Here is a 23,122-nt window from a genome sequence, read left to right as displayed (position 1 = left end):
GATAATAGGAAAAACAAGTTACGGCTCGTCCCTGCGTCTCGTTGACGGGGGTACAGGCTGAACGAGGCCCCAGTCAATGTCCATCTCGAAGGAAAAGAAGCAGGAAATCATCGGAGCCCATCGTCAGAAAGATAAAGATACCGGCTCCCCTGAAGTTCAGGTAGCAATTCTCACCAGCCGCATTGGTGAATTAACCTTGCACCTGAAGACACACGACAAAGATTACGCCAGCCGTCGCGGATTGTTGATGATGGTCAGCAAACGAAACAGTCTGCTCACGTATCTGCGGAATAAGGATCGTAATCGTTATCAATCCCTGATCAGCAAGTTGGGATTGCGAAAGTAACACTGTTCAAGGCGGCCAGGGTGCCGTCTTGTCTTTTTTGAAGGCACTGAGCAAAGCATACTGGTAGCACCTGTTTCGGCGAAGGATTATCCCTTTGAGTGAGATGTAGTGTCCTGCCTTCGACTGCATTGAAGTAATTACTGCTGTCGCTTCATACTATTGCTTTGCCAGATTATCTGGAAACTATTTTAGGACTAAGTCCACGAGAAACACCATGCAAGTCCACCGCGTCGAACGTCAGTTCGGTGGAAAAACCATCAGTCTTGAAACGGGAAAAATCGCTAAGCAGGCACACGGATCAGTAATAGTCACTATGGGGGAAACCATGGTACTGGTTACTGCGGTTGAGGGAAAAGTGATTGAAGGCCGCGACTTTTTCCCCCTTACGGTTGAATACCGCGAAAAAGGTTATTCTGCTGGGAAATTCCCCGGCGGATATATCAAGAGGGAAGGCAGACCTACCCTCAAGGAAACGCTGACATCACGATTGATAGATCGGCCGTTACGTCCGCTCTTCCCAGAACATTACATCAATGAAGTGCAGGTCATTGCATCAGTTATCTCAGCTGATGATCAGAATGATCCTGACGTGCTGGCCATGATTGGCGCCAGTGCAGCTCTGGCCATTTCACAAATGCCCTTTAAAGGACCGACAGGCAGTGTTCGCGTCGGACGAGTCGATGGCCAGTTGGTAGCCTTCCCTACCTACGCTGAAGTCGAAAAAAGCGATCTTGATCTGGTCGTTGCAGGCAAGGAAGACGGCGTTGCCATGATCGAAGGCTTCTCGAAGGAAATTCCTGAAGCTGCCATGGGCGATGCCATCATGTTCGGGCATTCCGTCTGTCTGCAGGTCGCAGAAATGGTCAGGGAACTGGCAGCTAAGGCTGGCAAGCCAAAGTCTGAGTACGTTGAAACAGCCAATCCCTTGACAAAAGAATTCAGGAAAGAATATTACGACGAATTCAAAAAGCAGAAACAGACTCCAGGCAAACAGGAACGTGCCAAAGCCATCTCAGCGCTGAAGGATAAGATCAAAGCCGATTTCCCCGTTTCCGAAGGCTCGCCTTACACGGAATCGCAGGTTGATGCTGCTCTCAGCAAACTGGAAGAAGTCGTGGTTCGTGATCTGGCTCTGGAAGGCACTCGTGCGGATGGCCGCAGTCACAAGCAGATTCGTCCCTTGTACTGTGAGGTAGGTTTGTTACCCAGGACTCACGGCTCCGCACTCTTCCAGCGTGGTGAGACTCAAGCCCTGATGACCATTACCCTGGGCACCTCCAGTGATGAACAGAAAATGGAAGGGCTAATCGGCGAGTTCTCCAAGAAGTTCATGTTGGATTACAACTTCCCGCCATTCAGTGTAGGTGAGTGCAAACCAATACGCACTCCAGGCCGCCGCGAAGTTGGACACGGTGCTTTGGCTGAACGAAGTGTCCGAGCTGTTCTTCCAACCACAGAAAAATTCCCCTACACCATTCGAATTGTCAGCGACATCACTGAATCCAATGGCTCCAGCAGCATGGCAACCGTGTGTGGATCCACTCTGGCACTGATGGATGCCGGTGTGCCTATCACTGATCCAGTCGCTGGCATTTCTATCGGTCTGGTCAAGGAAGGAGACCAGTATGTGCTGCTGACCGATATCATGGGTGATGAAGATCACTATGGCGACATGGATTTCAAAGTTGCAGGCACGGGCCGTGGTGTTACAGGCATTCAGCTCGATCTGAAAATCACTGCCATCAACGAAGAGATCATTCGCAAGGCACTTCAGCAGGCACGGGAAGCCCGTTTGGATATTCTGCGAACCATGCTCGGCACACTACGTGCACCACGTGGCGAAATCAATAAGAACGCACCACGACTAGTGACCATCAAGATCAATCCGGAAAAGATTGGTTTGCTGATCGGTCCTGGTGGCAAGAATATCAAGGCTATTCAGGAAACTACCAAGACCAAGATCGATATCGCTGAAGATGGAACAGTCTTTATTGCTTCGAGCACTGCTGATGGAGCAGAAGCAGCCCGCAATAAAGTGGAAGCAATGATTGAAGAAATCAAAGTTGGCCGAGTCTATGAAGGCAAAGTCAGTTCCATTAAGGACTTTGGAGCATTCATTGAGATTGCACCAGGACGAGATGGCTTGTGTCACATCAGTGAACTGGCTGATGGCTTTGTCAGTCGCGTTGAAGATGTCGTAAAGGTTGGCGACATCGTTAAGGTCAAAGTTATCGCCATCGATAATCAGGATCGCGTCAAACTGAGTCGTAAGATCCTAATGCAGCCTGAAGGTGGTGCACCAGCAACCCCAGTAGCTATTCCTCGCTTTGAGCCTGCCGAGGAAGGAATTGAGTTGCCCGAACCTGGGAATGTCATGCCGCCACCCCGACAGGAATATCAACCTCGACAGGATTATCCTCCCCGCCAGGATTACCGTGGCGGTGGACAGCGTGGTGGCTATCGTGGTGGAGATCGAGGAGGAGACCGTGGTGGCGATCGAGGAGGTGATCGCGGCGGTCAACGTGGTGGTTTCCGCGGAGATCGTGGCGACCGAGGCAATGATCGTGGTCGTGGCCGGGGACACGATGAAGGCTATGGGCAACCACCACAGCGTCCAGACTATTACTAACAGTGGGAGCATGAACCATCTATTGGATCATGCTCCATACTATTTCGTCAGAATCCGCTGAAGCTGCATCAAACTTGATGCAGTTAACCACTATGGGCCTAATCTTCGATGTCCTCTGCACCGGTTCATACTATCAAGCCTCCGCCAGCGACAGCACCAGTTCCAGTTCCTGTCGTTGCAGCATTGCTCAGTGTTGCAGTACCCGGGCTTGGTCATATGGTGCAGGGTTATCTTTCTGGTAATTTCGTGAGGCTCTGCAAAGGCTGCCTGTTCCTGGTGGCGTTGTGGGGAATGTTCTTTTATGGTTTCGCCAAAAGCCAATGGCGCAACGTCTATCTTCCACACGTGCAGGAAGTGTATGTGGAGGAAGATCGTGCCAATGGCAGATTATTCAAGAGCGCCCACTTTATGGGTAAACCATTACCCACATTTCTGGGAAACCTCTGGAATCGACCGCAATATATCATGCAGTTCTGGGTAGGTCTCCCAGCCTGGCCAGCTCTGTGGAATTATCTCTTCCCCGATGCACCTGTTTTCAGCACCTACCAGGAATCACCTGGAACTCTGACAGCGCAGGATAACAACTCCATGTTCGTGCGCAAGAGCCACCTTGAAAGATATGAGGCGGAAGATAACCGAATTCAGAAATTAGAGGGCTTGGGAAGGCTCTGGGATATTTACTGGATCTACACCGTACTAGCCGGTGCACTCAATCTCGTAGTCATATATGATGCCTATGCCGGACCAGTACGATTCAAAGTTGCCACCCTCAAGCCGCCTAAACGCGAGAAGAAGAAATGAACCCACAAGGTGGTATTCCTGGGCCTGCATCATGGGAAGTGTTCATTCATTTTCCGATCATGATAGTTCTGGTAAATCTACTCTTCAGTGCATGCCGGTACGATGACTGGCAACATATCCTTCATCATGCGGGCCGGGGCATTATTTACATCATTACTTTTCTGGGTGGCGTATTCCTGTTCCTTTATGTCGGATTACAGGTGATTATTCCCTGGTTGTTTGGTTAAAAAGCAAAAGACACCTAAGTCTCTATACTGTATGACCTTATCTCCTTAGCTACGCTGGTAGAAATGAAAAATCTGGAACCTTCTACACAACGTGCTCTGCACTCATAAGATGTTAGGTTCCAACGTAAATCGAACAAACGGCCATTTGCCGCTTGCTGGAGTTTCCTGCTATGTCAGTCGGAATGTTAGGTCGAAAGATCGGAATGTCGCAGATTTATGACGACAAAGGGCTAGCCATCCCTGTAACTGTAATGGAAGTTGGGCCCAACACGGTTCTTCAAATTCGTCAACCTGAACTGGATGGTTACCATGCTATTCAGCTTGGGTTTCTGGATAAAAAGCGCAAAAGTGCCATCCGTGCAGAGCGTGGCCATGTAGCCAACCTGGATTCCAAGCGATCCAAAGCTGCCAGTTCATCCGGCAAGCCACTACGCGAAAAGGCCAACTGCGAACCCCAGCGATTCATTCGGGAATTTCGCACTGAAAATGCTCCAGAAGTCAAAGTGGGTGACAAGTTCACCGTCAAGCAGTTTGAAGGCGTTGCCGCCGTCGATGTCATTGGCATCACGAAAGGTCGTGGCACCACAGGTGTCATGAAGCGTTGGAACTTTGGTGGATTGCCTGCGAGCCATGGTGTAAAGCGTCACCACCGTGCAGCTGGTAGCCAGGCCGCACATGCCACTGATCGCGGCAACAGTGGAAAGAAGAAAAAAGGTAAAAAAATGGCTGGCCAATATGGCAATGAACGTGTTACCATTCGCAATCTGAAAGTTGTTCGCATTGATGAGGAGAGCAACCTGCTTCTGATTAAAGGCGCGATTCCCGGAGCCAATAACGGCTTTGTCATGATTCGCCCGACTAACAAGAAACGTAAGGCAGTAACCAAGAAGAAATAATTCCTATTACGTCCAGTCGGCGCAACCACCGGAACTGCCCCTCCGGTGGATTGTTTTTTAGTTATCCTGAATCAACTGTGTCTCCACAGTTTTTCGTATCAACAGACGCGGACTGGAACTCAAGGGCCAACTCCACACCGTAGTTGCTTCCTGGCTCGTTACACCAGCATCTTTCCACATTTGCTTCCGGTTTAAATCTGCATCACGCAAATCAATGATTCCCAACGTGCTGACTGCCTCAGACACTTTATTTCTGCCTTGGAATGTTACACCGGCATAGAAACTCGCCCATTGGTATGGATCGACCAGGTGATCCTGATATTCCATATGGTCTGCAAGCCATAAACCAGCCTGCCGATGCCCTTCCTGAGAACGATGTAACGGCTGCACGCTTCTAGGCAAATTCACTAATCCGAGAACCATGAGTAAAACAACCGTCACCATGCGACTGGAAATCCTTGATATCGACAAAAACCGCTGCATCATGCTGCTTGCATAAGTCAAACCCAACGCAGCGACCTGTGCTGCTAAAACAACCAGCATTAAGGTATGTCGCTCAGAAGTGTATCCCGCAACCGCAGCTAATCGGCAAATCATTACGAGGTGAAGAACTGTGAAACAATTAAAAACAAGAAATGCAGGTTCACTGTGACGTGATCGCATTATCAGTATGAATCCCAGCAAAGCTAAAGGCCACAGCAGATAATGTCCCGCCCGCCCATGGGTGGCAACCACGACAGTTAAAGCATCGATGAACTCAATCGTCTCATTAACACGGCCATTTACACCAGGTTGTAACCTCTGCATCGCCAACAGATGTGATGTTCCGACAGCCATATCATTGCTTTGCTTTGCTGCCAGTAATTGTTTTGCGGCTGGCCTGTTGCTCCAAGTTCCAATCGTCAACATGTAAGGCAACGGAGGCAGGAGAAAGCAGCATATCAGTAAGAGCAGATTTCTGAAACTCGACAGCGTTGGAATCCAGACATGATTCTGCCAGTTGCGGATCACAATCCATAGCAGACAGGTCATAGGCAGGATAAGCGCTTCCACGCGAACCAGATATGCTGAACCAGCAAGTAATCCCGAAACAACAAACCAACTGGAGCGTTGGGATTTGACTCCATGCACCATTGCCCACATCGCACCCAGTGCAAACACGAGATACCAGCTTTCAGTAAGTACATCAGACGTTGTGTGAACAACACTTGGCAAAATCAAGAACAGCAACGAGCCAATCCAAGCTACTCGGATGGGAAGCCATGAACGTGCTAAGCCATACAGAGGAAATATCATCAAAAGACCAGCGAAAGAAGATGAAAGGTGTCCGCACCATTGCCATTGATCTGGCGTGAGTATTCCCGGCTCGAACCATTGAAATATTTGTGAAGTGACCAGCACCGAATAGGCATACCAGGGATGAAAAGGGGATTCTCGAATCACTGAAGTCCAGGGTCGTTCACTCAGCTCAAAAGCGTATTGCAATTGCAGGATGCCATCGCGTGCGAGAATCGGTTTCTGTAACAACACGGTAATTTTCAGCGTGAGTGCCAGGAGCAACAAAATCAACATGGCGGAACGGTCGGTAGAAGGATACCAACCTCGACAAAACCAGCGGTGTACTGCCGATTGATTATGCATGAACGCAACGATAGTCGCAGTTCAAAAAATGCACAAGTCGAGATGACTCTCAGACACTCATACATAATCTCATCCATGTGAATCAAAGGGGCTTTTAATATGACAGGTGCTGATTTGGCACGTATGGCATTGCAGCACGTCAGCAGTCTGCAGGCAGGAGGAGTCTCATTTCTTCCCTCTTCAGATAACATTGTACCAACCGTTGTATCACGTCTGGAGAAGCCAGTTGTTGTCCACTCGCCAGGAAACGCGTCTTCTCCCGCAACTTCAATGCAGAAAGCCACTCACAGCACCACTGAAGCATACTCTACAGATCATAAACGACATCAACTGAATCTCATTGACCAGCAGGAAGTGCAACCCTGTACGCGATGCACTGAATTGGTTCGTAATCGAACACGTACCGTCTTTGGTGTGGGAAACGTTGACACAGAGTTACTGTTCATCGGCGAAGCACCAGGAGCCGATGAAGACAAGGCAGGTGAGCCGTTTGTCGGCGCTGCAGGACAACTGCTGAATAAAATCATAGCAGCATGTAAGTTGAAAAGAGAAGAAATCTACATTGCCAACGTCTTGAAGTGCCGTCCCCCTGGAAATCGCCAACCGCTGGCTGATGAGGTATCACATTGCCGAGGGTTTCTTGATCGACAAATTCAGTTGATTCAGCCAAAGTTTATCTGCTGTCTCGGCCTGGTAGCAGCTCAGACCATTTTGAATACCACGATCAGCATTGGCAAAATGCGGAAGCAGATTCATCAGGTGGATGGCATCAAAGTAGTTGCCACATATCACCCAGCTTATCTGTTACGGAATCCCAACGCGAAGAAAGATGTTTGGGATGACATGAAAATGCTGATGGAAGCAATGGGCCGGCCTGTTGCGTAAACATTCTATTTCGAATGCAGATTATTACGTTTTTATGGCACATTAGGGCTATGTGACGTCTAGTTGCCAATCAACTATCATTCAGACCATACTTTACAGGCAGGTTTTGCCGAGTGATGCGATAGCGGATGCTCTTTCCGCGGGAGTTGCATCATGATTCGCTACTGTTTGACTCTGTTGTTGATCTTTGCATGCAGCTTACAGGCTCAGGATCATCTGCTGTGCCCACCAGTTAACAAAGCTCCACTAGCATGCTGCCGTCCTGCCTGGTCGGGTATTTACCCCACGGTTTTAACTCCCTGGAATTGCACTGGTTGTGGGGTTGATACTGAAGCCCTAGCTCGTCAAATCAAATATCAGCTCTTTGGTCGAGTAAACGGATTGCTGGTACTGGGCACGCTTGGCGAAGGTATGTATGCCAGTCATGAGGAACGTGCACAGGTTATATCGACTGCCGTTGCCGTAGTACAAGGAAAAGTTCCCGTAGTCGTAGGAATACATTCCAGTGATATCTTTTCCGCACTTGATCAATTGAAGCAGGCCAAGAATCTGGGTGCCAGCGCTGTATTGGTCAAGTATACCGGACCTGCTCGAACGCCTTTTTGCGATATCCTGGGCTTCTACCAAATGCTGGCTCAAGCACACGAATTGCCAGTTTTCTATTATCACATGCCTGGAAGTGTCGATCGACCGTTGAAGGCCGATGAAGTCATTCAGATTCTGTCATTAGACAATGTCATCGGTGCCAAGGAATCCACTCTCGATCTGCGGGAAGTACAGAAACATATCAGTGGCACAACGGGCCTTGGAAAAGTATTCCTCAGTGGAACTGCGCTAAACTTAACTCAGTTTCAGGCCATCGGTGGACATGGTGCCATGTGTCCCGAAGCCGCTATTCTGCCTGTCGATACCGTTCTTGCTTTTGAAACTGCATACGAGACTGGCGCACGGCGAGACGCTCGCGCTCAGCAACGTGATCTGTTTATACTGGCGCCGTTGCTGAAGGGTGGCATCATCACAGCAAACAGTGCAAGAATGGTAACCATGACCGCACAGGATTTGAAACTACCACAAAGGCTGGGACGCGACACTTCACAAGCGAGACTCAAGGCAACCCTTCATCGCTTGGGTTTTCCCATGAATTCAATTGTTAAACCTGATCTACCTCAACTTTCTGCCTGGGATCGACATATCGTGAATTCAACCGTAAATAAACTCAGCCAGCAATAACATAGTTGGTTTGGACACAAGTAACTCCTCTGATGAGTATTATTTACTTTTCTGTATGAATTAACTGGACAATCATTTACTCAAAAGTATTTTATTCGACATGCGTTGAGACATTATCTCAATTAGCAATTTATCAGTCACTATGCTTGGAGTTGTGAATGTCCACCATGTTGGTTTCGTTTGTGTGTGCAACACTCTGTATTGTAAGCGATAACGTGAAGAAGCCTGTTGAGCAGCCTGAAGCTTCTGAAATGTTATCAAACGCTCGTGCAACACGAGCAGTCATGGAGAATTTTCCAGGATTTACTGCCGAAATTCAGCTGAATGTGAATCAGAAGCAGTATCGGGGAACAGTTCAAGTAGACAGCAAGGGTGTTGTGACAATAACAGACATTCAGGGACAACCATTAGTCTGGGTCAAAAAAGTTCTTACTTCAACCATTACACATCGTTTGCAACCTGCAATCCCCAGAAAGACTCCCTGTGCCTTTGCTGACGGCATTACCTCTCATCCACTGGGTCGGCTGGTGAACATTCTGAACGATGAGATGCATTCCAGTTACCGCATTCGTGATAACCAGATCATGGAAGTCAATCGCAAGCAGGGTGATGGGAAATTCAGCATCATTGTTCAGGAGAACGGCAGGAATGAGGAAGGTAAGTTTTTGCCAACTTCCTTTGTAGTTCAATATTGGGCCCAAGATGGATCGCTGGAGAGGTCTGAAGCACACAATCAAAACTGGATTCGCCACCAGGGATTGGATTTGCCGAAGGTGATCCGCGTGGTGACGGTCACGAATGAAGTTGATGCTCGAGAACTGCAATTATCCAACTTCAAGATCAGCAGCATCAAGTAATTTGTCTATCGGAAGCGACCGACCAGATAATAAAGTATCTGGTCAGTCGTCTCTGTGTGTATCATTCGTCAGGCAGCAGGCTGCATTCCGAATTTCTGCAGTGCTACGATACCTACCTGCCTGCCACAGTTTAAACCCTCGGTTGAATCAAATCTGAAGTGGATACCTCCAAATATTCTGCTATCACCAGCTTCAGTTGCTGCATCGCGGAAGCTATTCCAATGGCGTACAACGCCAGGCAATCCATCTGAAGATCCGGAAAAGGCCGTTTGAGCACCAAAGAAAGCTGAGAAAACTTCGGCTGCAGCAGCACTAAAAGTACTGTGCCCTGAAGTATAACTCGGGAACGGCGGTGTTCCAATCAGTGATGTCCAGCCCGGATCAGGTTGCGTAAGATCGTTGCCATCAAGGTCTGCCTGGCGAATGGCGGTAACCGGTCGCCAATAATCAAAGACATACTTACTGTCCCAACAGGCAATGCCAGCATCAGCCATGGCTACGTTCAATACTGCTAGAAGCTTTGCTGTCTTTACGGTTGACAAGTTTGCATCACGCGCTTGCTGCTGCGCAAAAACATTCCACATGCCAGGAGGTGTCACAGTGCCCGCCCCAGCTGCCCAGAATCTCGCAATTTGAGTCTGATCGGCTGTTCTTGTAAGACTGTTTACCGATCCCAGTGACTTTACTTCATTCAGATTGTCAGCATAAATCTGACTGTTTAAGGCTGGCGGAACTGGTGCACGGAACTGATCACCGCTGGTTATGGCAAATGGCGTAACTCCCGGCCATTGAGGCAACAGAGGATTCTGAACAAACGCTGGGGGAGTTGGTTGCCAGCGTCCGGGTAGCATCGACGATTGGTAGGTTACTACGTCAGTTGCTCCATCATTTTTTCGTGCAGTCCATACTCGATTAGCCACCACCGCTCCCCAGACTTTTCCTAACTGTACACCTAAGCCTCGTGGTAATTGACCGATGATGTCGCGCAATTCAGTATCAAAGATAGCTTTCTGAGCCGGGAACAATCCAACCAGCATTTTATGTGCTGCATACCCGATAGCTGCATGCATATTGGTACCTCGAGGAGCTCTGCCTTTTACCAGAAAGCTCTGTTCCGACCGTGCTATGCCATTGGCTGCATCAAACATGGCAATCGAAATCATGGCCAGATTTCGAGCTGCCAACGGCGGTGCGGTACGGTTGATCGCAATTGCCTGCAGGGCAAGTGAGTTCCATCGAAGTACCTGCTCAGCACCCAGATTACTTGTTACAGTCGATGTGGTTGAGCTGTAAAGTTCAGGTAGAAGCTGAGGTGCTTGAATCAAACTGGTATCAAAAACCAGCCTTTCCTCTAACGATTCAATGGAAAGCCGAACAGAATTCTTGATTAACATGGCAAATACTCCTGAGGTGTAACTCATGATGATTCTTCAATGCTTCATCAAACAGCATTTGCCAAGCTACTGCAACAAAAATTACTGATTTGGTGTCAGTCGGATTCATCTCGGAAATGTCAACTAGGTATGCGTCGATTTGACCAGCGTTATATCAAAGAACTACCCCCGGTTAGACAATCGGGGGCATGAATTAAAATCAGATTTGTGATGGATTACAAAGTAGGAAACTTATACGGACTTCGATACTCGTATTTCAGCAACTGATTGGCTTCCTTATTGTTGACAAACTGCTCATTCTTGGCATCCCATTCGAGTGTTGCCCGCTTTTTCAAGGCGATGTTACCCAATAATGCTGCCGTCGTAGATCGATGACCAACTTCGATGGGACAATTAGGTTTCTTGTCGTTGGTAATTGAACTGATGAAGTTTCTGGTATGCCAGATAGTATCCGCATTGCCTGATACTTTCTTTCCACCAATTTGAGCTTTTCCAGAACCACGATACTTGGCAATCAAAGTGCGATCAATTGGATTCTGTGCCGGGAATGGAACCCCCATATTGGTCTCGGGAATCACTATGTAGCTTTTACCCAGAACATACAGGGTTCCTTTAGTTCCCCGGAATTCAATATCTGCACCTGGTTGTGAAGTTCCCGGAGCCCCGTTGGCATTAACTTGCGTGAAAGTAACCAGAGTATCGGGGTATTGGTAAACCACTTCGAGTGTGTCAGGAATTTCTCGGTTATCCTTGATGACCAGTTTACCACCCAAAGCTGTTACAAATTGTGGTGCTTCGACTCCCAGTGCCCAGTGGATCATGTCCAGATAATGAGCGCCCATATTGGTCAACTGACCACCTGAATAATCGTAGAACCAACGAAATCGGTAGAAGGTACGATTCTGATTGTAGGATTTCATGGGTGCAGGACCGACCCATTTGTCCCAATCCAGATCGACTGGCGGTTTTTCATCGGTTGGATTGCCAATTCCCATGGGATACTCGTTCTGTGTATGGAATGCCCTCACCATGGTAATATCACCAATTTCCTTGCGCTGTATCAATTGCACTGCCTCATTGCAAAAGTTGGAGGAACGTCGATGGAAACCAACCTGAACCGTTTTCTTTGCCTTATGTGCAGCATCTACCATGGCTCGTCCTTCGGCCACACAGAGCGATAATGGCTTCTCGATATAAACGTGCTTGCCAGCCTGAAGAGAATCGACGGTCTGGAGTGCATGCCAGTGATCCGGGGTTGAAATGACAACCCCATCGATGTCTTTGTTTTCCAATAGTTGCCGATAATCCTTGTATTCAGCGATAATGCCTTGAACCTTGCCTGCAGCATGTTTGATGTACTTTTGATTCAGATCACAAAACGCAATACAACTGGCATTGGTGGTATCAAGAAACGCATCAAGCAATTGATCCCCTCGATTACCGCACCCGATAAAACCAAGTCGAACCTGCTGATTCGCTCCGTACACTCGACTGGCACTGAGTGCCGTCAATGAGGCAACTGCCCCTGTAAAGGTTCGTCGATTCATGGTCGTTTTCATGTATTCTCCTTGCTGGGCGTGAGAATGCCGGTGATAATCGCTAGTAATCATTAGCATAGCATGGAAAAAGCAGATGAAACGGGAAGATTCCTGGGCATTGGTCAAAGAATTCGTTAAAAACCCTTCTCTTCAAAGGCACATGCGAGCTGTGGAAATAGCCATGCGGGCCTACGCTCGTCATTTGAATGACGACGAGGAAACCTGGGGAATTGTGGGGCTTCTGCATGACTTTGACTACGAGCGTTGGCCTGATCCTCCAGATCATCCACTTCAGGGTTCACACATCCTGCAGGAACGAGGATATCCTGAAGAAGTAATTTATGCCATTAAATCTCATGCTGATTATATTTCAGACTGCCCACGAGTCAGACCAATGGAGAAGGCTCTCTATGCCTGCGATGAATTATGCGGTTTCCTCGTCGCGTGCGCCCTGATGAGGCCGGAAGGCTTTGAAGGTATGACGGTCAGCAGTGTGAAAAAGAAAATGAAGAACAAACAATTTGCCGCCAAGGTTAATCGTGATGATATCATACGTGGTGCCGAGGAGTTTCAAGTTCCTCTCGATGACCATATTCAATTCTTAATTACGGCACTACAGCCATTCAATCATGAACTGGTAGTGCGCACCGACAGCGTAACGGGATCAGAGTCCGTAACTGCACCAGCTTAGTGACAAATTAATCCGCTGCTTTGGCAATAACTACTTTAGCCGGCCGGAGCACGCGGTCGTGATAGGTGTATCCAGCTTCTGCTTCGACCAGAATAGTATCTGGCTTCTGATCTGATGGTTGTTGCATGATCGCTTCATGCAGGTTGGGATCGAATAACTGTCCCACGCATTTCATCCGCTTGATCCCCTGCCGTGATAGGCCATCAAGCAGTTGTTTCTGGACCATAACAACTGCGCGGGAAAGATCATTTTCTTCCGTGACCGATGTCAGGAATCGATCCAGGTTATCGATTGCAGGCAGAACTTCCAGGGCCAGTGCTTTTTGTGCATAGCGCCGTTCGGTTTCTGCATCACGCAATGAACGTTTCTGATAGTTCTCGAAATCGGCCTGTGTTCGACGCAGCAGATCGAGATACTTGTCTCGTTCTTCACAGACCTTGTCCAGCTCTGACTTGGTAGTCGATTCGGACTGAACCTCGGGGGCAACAGGTTGTTGTGGCTCGTTCACTGGAATCTTTACCTGCTTGCTCACGCTTTCGCTCCTTCCTGCTTTTCATCACCGGTCAGCCAATCCTTGACGCGATCAAAGAACCCTTTACGTTCTGAAGAAACATGTTTCTGATCGATTTCCGCGAGTTCGCGCAACAGTTCTTCCTGCCGTTTGGTGAGTTTCTTGGGAATATCGATCAGAGTTCTGATGAGGAGATCGCCATTTCCTCTTCCTCGAACATCGGGCATGCCTTTTCCACGGATTCTGAAAATGTCGCCATGATTAGTGCCACGTGGTAAGGTAACGGATGAAGCGCCTGTCAGTGTTGGAACTTCAAGTTCGCCGCCCAGTGCTGCCTGGGAGAACGTAATCGGTACCTCGCACAATAAGTCTGTACCATCACGCTGAAACACGTTGTGCGGTTTGACGCGAACACGGCAATATAGATCACCACGAGGCCCGCCAATTTCAGCTACTTCGCCCTCTCCAGGCAAGCGAATTCTGCTGCCATTATCTACCCCAGCAGGAATGTTTACCTCGAGCTTTCGTTTGCTGAGCACCTGCCCCTGGCCATCGCATTTGCCACACGGATCGGTGATTATTTCACCTCGCCCACCACAACTGGGACATGCCACCTGTATCTGAAAGAATCCCTGTCTCGACACCACTGCCCCCCTGCCGCCGCATCGATTACATTTGGCAGGTCGCGAGCCTTTCTTCATTCTTGATCCATTACACTCGCTGCATACTTCCGCACGGTTAAATTCAATCGGTTTGACGGTGCCTTTAAAAGCATCGACAAGGTCAAGCTCAATATCTATCTGCAGATCCTGTCCCTGGGCGCGGCGTGTTCTCCCGCTTCCGCCCATATTGAATCCGCCAAAAATATCGCCAAACAAATCAAAAATATCATTCAGGTTGGTGAATCCTGCCCCACCGCCACCCATGTTATTTAACCCAGCATGGCCATAGCGATCATATCGTTCTTTCTTCTCTGGATCAGAAAGAACATCGTACGCCTCTGCTGCTTCCTTAAATTTTACTTCTGCTTCTGCATCACCAGGATTGCGATCTGGATGGTATTGCATCGCCAGCTTGCGGTAGGAACGTTTAATTTCCTCAATCGATGAAGTCCTGGTTACAGAAAGAACCTCATAATAGTCGCGTTTGGTCATTGTGTTGGCCATTGCCCGTTGCTCAAATACTCACTGGTTGACTTTCTGCGTTCAGTTCATGATGAACGTATTCTCAAACACAGACAAGCCGAAACGCCAGCGAAAATCGTATCCGCTGGCGTGAAATTCTCATCCATATTATACAACTTCAAACTTTTTCGGGTGGCGTTTCCAGCACATAGGAACTGTAAATCCAGGCAGCCAGAACGGCACCTAACACCGGACCGATAAAATACACGTACCAGTCACCTATTTTTGACCAATCGTTCTGAATTCCAGCTTCCCAAACAGTTGTTCCCAAGTATCTAGCCGGGTTCATGCATGCCCCTGTGAAAGCAGCACCGACTAGTATTATCACTAACACTGCTGCACCAACCCCGAAACCGCCAACTCGAGGCGTACGACGATCAATGGCTGTGCCATAGATTGCGAGCACCAGCAGGAAAGTCATGATCAATTCGATAAGTGTAGCCATCGCTGTCAATTGCAGATCCATATCGCGATTGAACAGTGCTTTCAGTCTTTCAGCGCAATGTGGCGTTCCAAGAGCTACCGTGGAGACAGTATTTCCTGCATAACCAAAAATTACTGTAAGAAAAAAGCCCGCCAGCAAAGCTCCCAGGAATTGTGCGAAAACAAAATAGGTTGTTTGCTTGTATTCCAATCGTCCAGTAAAGAGCAACGCGAAAGAAACTGCCGGGTTACAATATCCACCAGAAACGTTCATGGTAAATGTGATCGCAATGGCCACAGCCAAGGCTTGTGCAACGGCAATGCTCAAAGGGCCAATGGATGGCTGTCCCGAAAACTGAAGGAACGCATCAACACAGACAGCCCCGGCACCAATGAATGTAATAAAAAATGTTCCCAGTAGCTCCGCAATAGATTGCTTGTAGAGTTGATTCATTCTTGTCTCGTTGAAATGAAGTGAACGACGCTTATTTTTTATCAATTCTCTGGCGATAGAGGTCAAAACCAGCCTGCCAGGCAGCCATTTCATTCTCAAACGGACTTTCAGTGTGTGCCAGTGTCTTGCGACATTCACCAGTAATCAAGTCGATGGCAACGCGCCAGCCAACACCCGTCGGCATGGGGAACACCGATAATTCACAAGTAGGAAGTTGAGTTCCCTTAATCTGAATAGTGCGTTCATCAATGGGCGCTAATTCGCCACCACGCTGCTGAAGCCAAAAAGGTAGAGAGATCATCAACCGTCCTCAGTAATGCCACTCACCCCGGTAGTGTGAGTCTCATGATGCTGATTCAAAAAATACCATTCCAAAGGGAAAAGTTCCTGGCTTGCCATTGTATAACGTATCAAGTGTACCTTTCAAATGAATTAAGGATTTCGCGCCGGCCCCAAAACACTGGTAACAGGGAGTTTAGACAATCGCTGTGCACACTCCTCGCACTCCTTCATCACACGTAACGCGTTGTTCCCTAACACTTTGTGGATATCTTCTTTCGAATAACCACGGTTTAATAGTTCCTGTGTGATCAAAGGATAGCTGGAGACATCCTCCATTTGCCGGGGAGTCGTACCAATTCCATCGTAATCGGAACCCAATCCGACATGATCAATTCCAGCCACCTTGATGATATGTTCGATGTGATCTACCACCGTATGAACACTTCCTCGTGGAATGGGATGTTCTTTTTTCCAGGTATCAAAGGCCGCTTTGAAATCATTTTCATTGGGGTATTTTTCTTGCAGCTTGCGGACCGTTTCAAACATGCTCGCCATCTGGCGAGCACCCTCGGGTACCACAAACCCTGAAAAGAAATTGACCATGACCACGCCACGATTTTTGGCAACTAACTTCAAAACATCATCAGGGACATTACGGGGATGTTCAGCAATGCCATAAGCCGAAGAATGCGAAGCAATCACCGGTGCTCGTGTTACCTTAAGAACATGCCGCATGGTGTCTGCAGAAACATGTGAAATATCGACCAGCATGCCCAGACGATTCATCTCAAGAACAACCAACTCTCCAAATGGAGACAGACCATTGTTCTTTGGCTTGTCGGTGGAGGCATCTGCCCAGTCAAGCGTATCGGAGTGAGTTAATGTCATATACCGCACACCGAGCGTATGGTACACACGCAATACGCCGAGAGAATTGTCGATGGAGTGGCCACCCTCGACACCAATCAACGACGCAATCTTGCCCGCTTTACGAATCCTGAGTATGTCTTCGTACGTGAATGCTTGCTCGAAGGTATGCGGGTACTTCTTGATCATGCGCTGAATGATGTCGATTTGCTCCAAGGTTGCCCGAACTGCTGTTAAATCTTTAGATCGGCTGGCATCTACATAGGCAGACCAGAACTGCACGCCGACATTGCCTGCTTTCAGACGTGGAATATCGGTATGGAACTCGGCGACATTCTTAGTAATGTCATAGCGATCCAACCCTCGATCTTTCAGCTGCCTAAAGCGATAAGGCAAGTCGTTATGGCCATCCACCAGAATGGCTTCCTGATGAATACGACGGGCTTTATCGGTGAGTTTGACTTCGCCACGACCACTTTGAACAGAATCATCCGCCCAAACCGCCAGGGAAGCGAAAACGAGTAACGGAATGCAACAAATACGCGACATGAACCACTCCCTGCAGAAGATAGGCATTCTATGATGAAGTGCGTTCACGTTACATGGCGTAATGAAACACTTTCAACACAAAAACCCCTGAATTGCTTCAGGGGTTGATTTGCATTCGACGTTTTACTTACTCACCATTCAGGCTTTCAGCCAATCGTGCCAGTGCTTCACTTTCAATTTGCCTAACGCGTTCACGTGTAAGGCCTAATGCTTCACCAATTTCTTTGAGTGTCTTGGGTTCTTCAGCGTCCAGGCCAAACCGCATGCGGAGAATGGTAGCTTCACGCTTGTCCATCTTTTCCAGCAACTGCAAGACCTGCACCAGATCATCCGACATCACCATTTCTGCATCTGGGGTACGGGTGCGGTCATCAGTCAACATTTCACCCAGCGTCCAGCCAGCTTCAGGCTGATCGGTCTGTGGCGTCGCATTGTAAATCTTGATGGCTTTCTTGATGATGTTCAGCTTTTTCTTAGGCAGTTCCAGTACCCTCGCCACTTCTTCCTGTGTTGGCGGTCTACCTAGTGAATCATTCAGTTGTGCAGTGGCTCGTCGCCATTTGGAAAGCAATTCCACCATGTAAGCTGGAATGCGAATGGTCTTGGCTGAATTAACTAATGCCCGTTTGATGGACTGCTTGATCCAGTAGCTGGCGTAGGTACTGAAACGGGTGTTCATCCCCGGATCGAAACCCTCGACAGCACGAAGGAGCCCAAGATTTCCTTCCTCGATCAGATCCTGTAATGCCAGGCCTTTGCCGGTGTAGCTGCGAGCAATGTTCACGACGAGACGCAGATTGGCCCGGACCATGCGTTCACGAGCAGCGCCACTGCCTGCAATAATCTGATAGGCCAGTTCTTTTTCTTCCCGCGCGGTGAGTAATGCTGTTTCATTTATCTCACGGAGATAGGTCTCCAGGGGAGATTGTGCTGATTCGCTTCTGATGCGACGTGGTCGATTCATAGCGGAATCAGTCCTCAAGGTGCTACGGCGCGTTTTTAACAAAGCCATCGTGGCCTACTCCCGGTTGCAAAATCATGTTGTCCGGAAGCGTGAGGCTGGTATGAGCCAGGTCCTATCCCACCGCGCTTCCAAAACCGCCGCTTTGGGCTGGCACTTACGCTATCGACCCAAAGGCTTGCCGTTCTGGAACATCCTTGCTGTCAAGTGTTTCAGTCAATTCAATCACTGGCCTGAGAAGCGGCTTACCGGCTACAACCCTGCCTGATGCTATGACAGGCGTGAAAAGTAGAGCTCGTGTAATCGCTACATATGGTTAGGTGATTTCCCCTTGAAATACTTGCAACACGCGTATCTGACATCTTACAAACAGTTAGTATAGAGTGAATGTTCGACACAGGTGATTCAATACGGGGTGCCCCCGGGTTACGAACAATTGAACATTATCTATGCAGGTGGGTTTTGACAGCGAAAGGCGACTTACTGGTACTTTGATGCAAACGAAGAAACAGAGAGCGAGACTGTACGAATACCAACCAAACCTCGAGGATTTGGGGATGAACAACATACAACTTATAGATTATCCTAAGATATGGGAGTTATTCAGGCTCCGATAACCGGAAACCGATTGATGAAAAGAAGCACCCCACTTGTTGCCCATATCAGTCGTGATTTTGTTGCCAGTATTACGGTATTTTTAGTGGCCTTACCTTTATGTCTGGGTGTGGCCAAAGCCTCTGATGCTCCTTTCATGGCTGGAATTATTGCGGGCATTGTTGGCGGAATTGTCGTGGGGCTAATTAGCAAATCACATACCAGCGTTGCAGGTCCGGCAGCAGGATTGACAGCAGTGGTATCTGCTCAAATAGCAGGTATTGGTTCATTTGAGGGATTTCTGGCAGCCTTGGTGGTAGCTGGCGTTATTCAGTTTCTGTTCGGTGTGTTTAAGTGTGGATTTATCGCTGAGTTCTTTCCCAGCAGTGTCATTAAGGGATTGCTGACCGCAATAGGCATTATTCTAATCTTAAAACAGTTGCCTCACCTGGTAGGCCATGATCCTGATCCAGATGGTGAAATGAGTTTTTTCCAGCCAGATAATCGCAATACCTTCACCGAACTGATCGATTCTGTTTTTGATCTGCATTCAGGATCACTCTTGGTTGGTATCGTCAGCATGCTGATTCTGATGGGCTGGGATCGAATTAAATCATTGAAATCCTCGTTGATTCCTGCACCTCTGGTAGTTGTGATATGCGGCTGTGCATTGCACAATTTCCTCAAATACTTGGGCGAACCATGGGATATCAGTATCTGTTCAAAACCTGAACTCAGCCATCTCGTTCAAGTCCCGGTAATTACAACCTGGGATGAGCTCTCAAAATTGCTGACCTTTCCAGACTTTTCATTCCTTTCACAATTCAGCATCTATAAAGCGGCAGTCACTATTGCCATTGTTGCATCCTTGGAAACATTGTTGAACCTGGAAGCGGTCGACAAAATTGATCCTCAGAAACGACGTTCACCACCTAGTAGAGAGTTGACCGCGCAGGGAGTTGGCAATTTCCTCAGCGGAATTATCGGTGGCATTCCTGTAACCTCCGTCATAGTTCGCAGCACCGTCAACATCAATTCCGGTGCGCGATCCAAGCTCTCTACCATTCTGCACGGCGTACATATGCTCGTGTTTGTTTTGTTTCTACCAGGATTACTCAACCAGATTCCATTATCCTGCCTGGCTGCTATTCTCATCATGACAGGCTGGAAACTGGCACATCCCCATAATTTCGTAAGTATGTGGAAGCAGGGAAGGTATCAGTTTCTCCCTTTCATTGTCACCATCGTTGCAATCATTTTCACTGATCTGTTGATTGGTATTTTGATTGGCCTGGTTGTCAGTATTGGTTTCATCCTTCGTAGCAATTTGAAACGTCCCATGACGAAAGTCCTTGAAAAACACATTAGTGGCGATGTCTTTCACATCCGGCTGGCGAATCAAGTCAGCTTTCTGAATAAGGCAGTTCTAGGTCGAATCCTGGAAGATGCTCCTGATGTCAAGCATTTACTGATTGACGCACGCGATACTGACTATGTTGATCCCGATATTCTTGAAATGATTCATGAGTTGAAGAATGAGATCGGACCTGCGCGTGGAATACAGGTGAGTCTGATTGGTTTTCAGGAGAAATACCAGATCAAGGATGTAATTCAGTTTGTCGATTACAGCAGCCAGGAACTGCGTGAACAACTGACGCCTGATCAGGTCATTGAAATTCTGAAGGAAGGAAACGAGCGTTTCTACACAGGCAACCGTCTTAGCCGGGATCTGCATCGACAAATCTCACAGACTGCAGAAAAGCAATATCCGATGGCCGTAATTCTGGGGTGTATTGATTCTCGCGCACCTACCGAGATTGTGTTTGATCTGGGTGTGGGAGATATTTTTACCATTCGCATTGCCGGCAACGTTGCACGTGAAAAGGTACTGGGGAGCATGGAGTTCGCCTGCCATGTTGCCGGAGCCAAACTGGTCTTTGTTATGGGGCATACCAGTTGCGGAGCAGTCAGTTCCGCTGTTGATCTTACTCTTTCAGGCAAGACTCCAACCGAATTCACTGGGTGTGAACATCTTGATCTGCTGCTGGGTGAACTGCAGAAATCCGTAGACACGAATGTACATCAGATGGCCAAATCCTGGACTCCTGAAGAAAAACGTAGCTTCATAGACATGGTAGCCCGACGCAATGTCGAACATACCATTGCCTATATCAAACGTGAAAGCAACACGCTGAGTCAATTGGAAAAACAGGGCAAAATCAAGATCATTGGTGGCCTGTACAATATCAGTTCGGGGAAAGTGGATTTCCTCGGCTTGCATTGATGTTCTTGACTACCGCGACCCTTGACTTCTCAAACTGCTACAGTGAATAACTCTGGACAGAAAAATATACAGACAACTGGAACGAACTAACGTACAAAGCGAAAGTACCTTGCTGAGACGTAAACGCCATGTCAACTGCTTCTGTCAGTCTGGATCGTTCCATTCCTTTGGGCGCCGTCTCCACAGTATTTACTATTACACTCAGAAGCCTGATCCAATGGCGACGCGCGTTGCTTCTGATCGTTCTTGCCATGGTCCCGCTAGTTGTCGTGTTCATATTTCGCGGGATTAGCGTGCCGCGTTTCAAGTCCGGTGAGTTACTACCGGCTTTTCTGGAAGTAGAGTTTATTACGGTAATGCTCTACTGTTCGTCAGTGGTGGCGCCGATTACGACGCTGCTTCTTGCATCCGGCATGATACGTGACGAGCAGGAAAACCAGACACTGACCTACCTGCTCCTGTGTCCCATACCACGATGGGTCATTTATCTCAGCAAGATAAGCGCAGCTATTCTGATTGCCTGGCTGATTACCTCGATTTTCACGGGTATTACTCTGGCCGCACTCTGGACTGGCAGCGGACTGGAAAACGAACATCGTTGGGTAACCCGTTGGCTGGCATTACTCGCACCAACAGCACTTCTGATTGCTGCCAATGCCGGACTCTTTGGGTTGATCAGTGTGTTGCTCCGACCCTCGTTGATTATCGGTGTTGTCTATATTGCTGTATTTGAGATATTCCTGGCAAACTATCCGTTTGTCTTACGAAAATTTACCAGTGTTCACTATTACCAGTGTCTGGTTTGCAACTGGATTGGTGAACAATTTCAACTGCCTAACACTACCAATAAAAGTGCAATCAAATGGGCAGTTGCTCAAGAAGTGTTGCCTGACAGCCAGGAATGCATCATCACGTTGCTGAGCATTTTTCTGGTCAGTACCCTTGCGGCCATGTATGTATTTACAACAAGGGAATTTCGGATGAAAACGCCAGAAGGAAATTGATCACATACTGGCAATTCACTTCAGCCATTTCATGGAATCAAGCAGTTTCTGCTGAGTCTGCTTTTCGCGAGTTGAGAATAACAACGCAGGTGGGTTCTCGATGGTGCCATCGAGGATAATCTGATATTTGTTGGGAGTTTCAAATCCCTTTTCGTTTGGAATATGTCCCGAAATGAGCAGTTCCGAATTCACAATATCCAGGAAAGTTGACACGGTAAATTCACTGGTATCTCTACCCCAGACGATTCCGTGCACTGCACCGCCTATTTTAAAATCTTCATCCGTATGTTGTGCCTTTTTCAGATCGTCTACTTCCCAATCAAGCAGACGACTGGCAGCAGGCATACTGTGACTGATAAACACAGCATTAGGAAGTCGAATAGCAGCTGGCAAAGCCGAGAACAGTTGATCATAGGCTGTTAAAAAAGCTTCGGTATGATGGGGGTAAGCAGTACTGACACCTTTACTAAATAGCTCGTTGAGGCTTTCATTGTTCTTGCCAATTTCCCGACGTGTCCATTGAGATAGTTCATGGTTTCCCAAGAGGTAGTGCACACGAAATGGGAACTGACATATATAGGCACAGACAATGTCAACAAGTCGATGTGAGGTTTCCCCACCGTCGTTGGTGTAAGAAAAAGGTCCGTGAACGAGTTCCTGCACTACTAGATGTCTTTTAGGGTGTTTATCCAACTTGGCTAACTCATGGAGTTTTTTGAAATTGGTCAGGTTGCCATGCAGATCACCTAAGATGATGATTTCGTCAGCATCCTGCAGTTCCACGTATTTCCCAACCCTGCCAGGCTGCTGCTTCAGTATCTGAATAGCTTTCTGGATGGTCGCTAACATTTTCTGTGGATCGGGCACGGCACAG

At 48.0% G+C, this 23,122-nt stretch carries 22 protein-coding genes; 12 read left to right on the top strand and 10 right to left on the bottom strand.

The window, feature by feature from the left end; all coding sequences use genetic code 11:
* The first annotated feature begins 76 nt into the window (after positions 1 to 76).
* The 5 genes from rpsO to rplC all read left to right on the top strand — a co-directional run bounded on the left by rpsO (position 77) and on the right by rplC (position 4,899).
* Entirely contained in the window at positions 77 to 346 is a 270-nt protein-coding gene (rpsO, locus tag JNJ77_22060) for a 30S ribosomal protein S15 (protein MBL8825289.1), read from the top strand.
* Between the two features lie 214 nt (positions 347 to 560).
* Positions 561 to 2,975: a polyribonucleotide nucleotidyltransferase gene (pnp, locus tag JNJ77_22055; GenBank protein MBL8825288.1), complete on the top strand. Its 2,415-nt coding sequence runs from the start codon at positions 561 to 563 to the stop codon at positions 2,973 to 2,975.
* A gap of 108 nt (positions 2,976 to 3,083) precedes the next feature.
* Positions 3,084 to 3,776 (top strand): hypothetical protein, encoded by a 693-nt coding sequence (locus JNJ77_22050; protein ID MBL8825287.1) that lies wholly within the window; start codon positions 3,084 to 3,086, stop codon positions 3,774 to 3,776.
* A complete protein-coding gene (locus JNJ77_22045; protein MBL8825286.1) occupies positions 3,773 to 4,003 on the top strand; it encodes a hypothetical protein in 231 nt (76 codons plus the stop codon). The genes JNJ77_22050 and JNJ77_22045 overlap by 4 nt, the downstream gene beginning before the upstream one ends.
* A 170-nt stretch (positions 4,004 to 4,173) precedes the next feature.
* Positions 4,174 to 4,899, top strand: coding sequence for a 50S ribosomal protein L3 (gene rplC / locus JNJ77_22040; GenBank protein ID MBL8825285.1), 726 nt, complete (start codon positions 4,174 to 4,176; stop codon positions 4,897 to 4,899).
* Positions 4,900 to 4,956: 57 nt separating this feature from the next.
* Here the strand turns inward: rplC and JNJ77_22035 are convergent, their stop codons facing one another.
* Entirely contained in the window at positions 4,957 to 6,540 is a 1,584-nt protein-coding gene (locus JNJ77_22035) for a glycosyltransferase family 39 protein (GenBank protein MBL8825284.1), read from the bottom strand.
* A 99-nt stretch (positions 6,541 to 6,639) separates the two neighbouring features.
* On the opposite strand from JNJ77_22035, the gene JNJ77_22030 reads away from it, so the two are divergent.
* From JNJ77_22030 to JNJ77_22020, 3 genes are all read left to right on the top strand, one after another.
* Positions 6,640 to 7,425, top strand: coding sequence for a uracil-DNA glycosylase (locus JNJ77_22030; protein ID MBL8825283.1), 786 nt, complete (start codon positions 6,640 to 6,642; stop codon positions 7,423 to 7,425).
* Positions 7,426 to 7,578: 153 nt separating this feature from the next.
* Positions 7,579 to 8,655 (top strand): dihydrodipicolinate synthase family protein, encoded by a 1,077-nt coding sequence (locus JNJ77_22025; protein MBL8825282.1) that lies wholly within the window; start codon positions 7,579 to 7,581, stop codon positions 8,653 to 8,655.
* Between the two features lie 158 nt (positions 8,656 to 8,813).
* The gene (locus JNJ77_22020; protein ID MBL8825281.1) at positions 8,814 to 9,512 is read left to right on the top strand and encodes a DUF3386 family protein; all 699 of its coding nucleotides are present in this window, start codon (positions 8,814 to 8,816) and stop codon (positions 9,510 to 9,512) included.
* Positions 9,513 to 9,580: 68 nt separating this feature from the next.
* Here JNJ77_22020 and JNJ77_22015 read toward each other — a convergent pair whose 3' ends face one another.
* Positions 9,581 to 10,906, bottom strand: a complete 1,326-nt coding sequence (locus JNJ77_22015; GenBank protein ID MBL8825280.1) for a vanadium-dependent haloperoxidase — start codon at positions 10,904 to 10,906, stop codon at positions 9,581 to 9,583.
* A 215-nt stretch (positions 10,907 to 11,121) separates the two neighbouring features.
* A complete protein-coding gene (locus JNJ77_22010) occupies positions 11,122 to 12,465 on the bottom strand; it encodes a Gfo/Idh/MocA family oxidoreductase (protein ID MBL8825279.1) in 1,344 nt (447 codons plus the stop codon).
* 73 nt (positions 12,466 to 12,538) lie between these two features.
* On the opposite strand from JNJ77_22010, the gene JNJ77_22005 reads away from it, so the two are divergent.
* The gene (locus tag JNJ77_22005; GenBank protein MBL8825278.1) at positions 12,539 to 13,135 is read left to right on the top strand and encodes an HDIG domain-containing protein; all 597 of its coding nucleotides are present in this window, start codon (positions 12,539 to 12,541) and stop codon (positions 13,133 to 13,135) included.
* Positions 13,136 to 13,142: 7 nt separating this feature from the next.
* On the opposite strand, the gene JNJ77_22000 is transcribed toward JNJ77_22005, so the two are convergent.
* From JNJ77_22000 to JNJ77_21975, 6 genes are all read right to left on the bottom strand, one after another.
* On the bottom strand, positions 13,143 to 13,667 hold the full coding sequence (locus JNJ77_22000) for a nucleotide exchange factor GrpE (GenBank protein MBL8825277.1): 525 nt from the start codon (positions 13,665 to 13,667) through the stop codon (positions 13,143 to 13,145).
* Positions 13,664 to 14,800 (bottom strand): molecular chaperone DnaJ, encoded by a 1,137-nt coding sequence (gene dnaJ / locus JNJ77_21995; protein ID MBL8825276.1) that lies wholly within the window; start codon positions 14,798 to 14,800, stop codon positions 13,664 to 13,666. Before dnaJ ends, JNJ77_22000 begins: the two co-directional genes overlap by 4 nt.
* Positions 14,801 to 14,948: 148 nt before the next feature.
* On the bottom strand, positions 14,949 to 15,707 hold the full coding sequence (locus JNJ77_21990) for an aquaporin (GenBank protein ID MBL8825275.1): 759 nt from the start codon (positions 15,705 to 15,707) through the stop codon (positions 14,949 to 14,951).
* 31 nt (positions 15,708 to 15,738) lie between these two features.
* A complete protein-coding gene (locus JNJ77_21985) occupies positions 15,739 to 16,008 on the bottom strand; it encodes a hypothetical protein (protein MBL8825274.1) in 270 nt (89 codons plus the stop codon).
* A gap of 131 nt (positions 16,009 to 16,139) precedes the next feature.
* Complete coding sequence (locus tag JNJ77_21980) at positions 16,140 to 17,405, bottom strand: dipeptidase (protein ID MBL8825273.1); 1,266 nt, start codon at positions 17,403 to 17,405, stop codon at positions 16,140 to 16,142.
* Positions 17,406 to 17,532: 127 nt separating this feature from the next.
* On the bottom strand, positions 17,533 to 18,369 hold the full coding sequence (locus JNJ77_21975; GenBank protein ID MBL8825272.1) for a sigma-70 family RNA polymerase sigma factor: 837 nt from the start codon (positions 18,367 to 18,369) through the stop codon (positions 17,533 to 17,535).
* A gap of 100 nt (positions 18,370 to 18,469) precedes the next feature.
* On the opposite strand from JNJ77_21975, the gene JNJ77_21970 reads away from it, so the two are divergent.
* The 3 genes from JNJ77_21970 (at position 18,470) to JNJ77_21960 (ending at position 22,248) form a co-directional block, all read left to right on the top strand.
* Positions 18,470 to 18,634, top strand: a complete 165-nt coding sequence (locus tag JNJ77_21970) for a hypothetical protein (protein MBL8825271.1) — start codon at positions 18,470 to 18,472, stop codon at positions 18,632 to 18,634.
* A gap of 363 nt (positions 18,635 to 18,997) precedes the next feature.
* Positions 18,998 to 21,244: a bifunctional SulP family inorganic anion transporter/carbonic anhydrase gene (locus JNJ77_21965; protein ID MBL8825270.1), complete on the top strand. Its 2,247-nt coding sequence runs from the start codon at positions 18,998 to 19,000 to the stop codon at positions 21,242 to 21,244.
* Between the two features lie 128 nt (positions 21,245 to 21,372).
* Entirely contained in the window at positions 21,373 to 22,248 is an 876-nt protein-coding gene (locus JNJ77_21960) for an ABC transporter permease subunit (GenBank protein MBL8825269.1), read from the top strand.
* Positions 22,249 to 22,263: 15 nt separating this feature from the next.
* Here the strand turns inward: JNJ77_21960 and JNJ77_21955 are convergent, their stop codons facing one another.
* Positions 22,264 to 23,115 carry a metallophosphoesterase gene (locus JNJ77_21955; GenBank protein MBL8825268.1) on the bottom strand — a complete coding sequence of 284 codons (852 nt, stop codon included), beginning with the start codon at positions 23,113 to 23,115 and terminating at the stop codon, positions 22,264 to 22,266.
* Positions 23,116 to 23,122: the final 7 nt, after the last annotated feature.

Source organism: Planctomycetia bacterium (assembly GCA_016795155.1).
Lineage (GTDB): Bacteria > Planctomycetota > Planctomycetia > Gemmatales > HRBIN36 > JAEUIE01.
Note: the sequence above shows the minus strand (reverse complement) of the source record. Positions and strands in the feature narration are given on the sequence as shown.

Coding starts and splice junctions, on each gene's coding strand:
- pnp (MBL8825288.1), top strand. CDS start 561: ATGCAAGTCCACCGCGTCGAACGTCAGTTCGGTGGAAAAACCATCAGT.
- JNJ77_21990 (MBL8825275.1), bottom strand. CDS start 15,707: ATGAATCAACTCTACAAGCAATCTATTGCGGAGCTACTGGGAACATTT.
- rpsO (MBL8825289.1), top strand. CDS start 77: ATGTCCATCTCGAAGGAAAAGAAGCAGGAAATCATCGGAGCCCATCGT.
- JNJ77_22015 (MBL8825280.1), bottom strand. CDS start 10,906: ATGTTAATCAAGAATTCTGTTCGGCTTTCCATTGAATCGTTAGAGGAA.
- JNJ77_21960 (MBL8825269.1), top strand. CDS start 21,373: ATGTCAACTGCTTCTGTCAGTCTGGATCGTTCCATTCCTTTGGGCGCC.
- JNJ77_22045 (MBL8825286.1), top strand. CDS start 3,773: ATGAACCCACAAGGTGGTATTCCTGGGCCTGCATCATGGGAAGTGTTC.
- JNJ77_21975 (MBL8825272.1), bottom strand. CDS start 18,369: ATGAATCGACCACGTCGCATCAGAAGCGAATCAGCACAATCTCCCCTG.
- JNJ77_22030 (MBL8825283.1), top strand. CDS start 6,640: ATGACAGGTGCTGATTTGGCACGTATGGCATTGCAGCACGTCAGCAGT.
- JNJ77_22025 (MBL8825282.1), top strand. CDS start 7,579: ATGATTCGCTACTGTTTGACTCTGTTGTTGATCTTTGCATGCAGCTTA.
- JNJ77_22020 (MBL8825281.1), top strand. CDS start 8,814: ATGTCCACCATGTTGGTTTCGTTTGTGTGTGCAACACTCTGTATTGTA.
- JNJ77_21985 (MBL8825274.1), bottom strand. CDS start 16,008: ATGATCTCTCTACCTTTTTGGCTTCAGCAGCGTGGTGGCGAATTAGCG.
- JNJ77_21970 (MBL8825271.1), top strand. CDS start 18,470: ATGAGCCAGGTCCTATCCCACCGCGCTTCCAAAACCGCCGCTTTGGGC.
- JNJ77_22035 (MBL8825284.1), bottom strand. CDS start 6,540: ATGCATAATCAATCGGCAGTACACCGCTGGTTTTGTCGAGGTTGGTAT.
- JNJ77_21965 (MBL8825270.1), top strand. CDS start 18,998: ATGAAAAGAAGCACCCCACTTGTTGCCCATATCAGTCGTGATTTTGTT.
- dnaJ (MBL8825276.1), bottom strand. CDS start 14,800: ATGACCAAACGCGACTATTATGAGGTTCTTTCTGTAACCAGGACTTCA.
- JNJ77_22050 (MBL8825287.1), top strand. CDS start 3,084: ATGTCCTCTGCACCGGTTCATACTATCAAGCCTCCGCCAGCGACAGCA.
- JNJ77_22010 (MBL8825279.1), bottom strand. CDS start 12,465: ATGAAAACGACCATGAATCGACGAACCTTTACAGGGGCAGTTGCCTCA.
- rplC (MBL8825285.1), top strand. CDS start 4,174: ATGTCAGTCGGAATGTTAGGTCGAAAGATCGGAATGTCGCAGATTTAT.
- JNJ77_22005 (MBL8825278.1), top strand. CDS start 12,539: ATGAAACGGGAAGATTCCTGGGCATTGGTCAAAGAATTCGTTAAAAAC.
- JNJ77_21980 (MBL8825273.1), bottom strand. CDS start 17,405: ATGTCGCGTATTTGTTGCATTCCGTTACTCGTTTTCGCTTCCCTGGCG.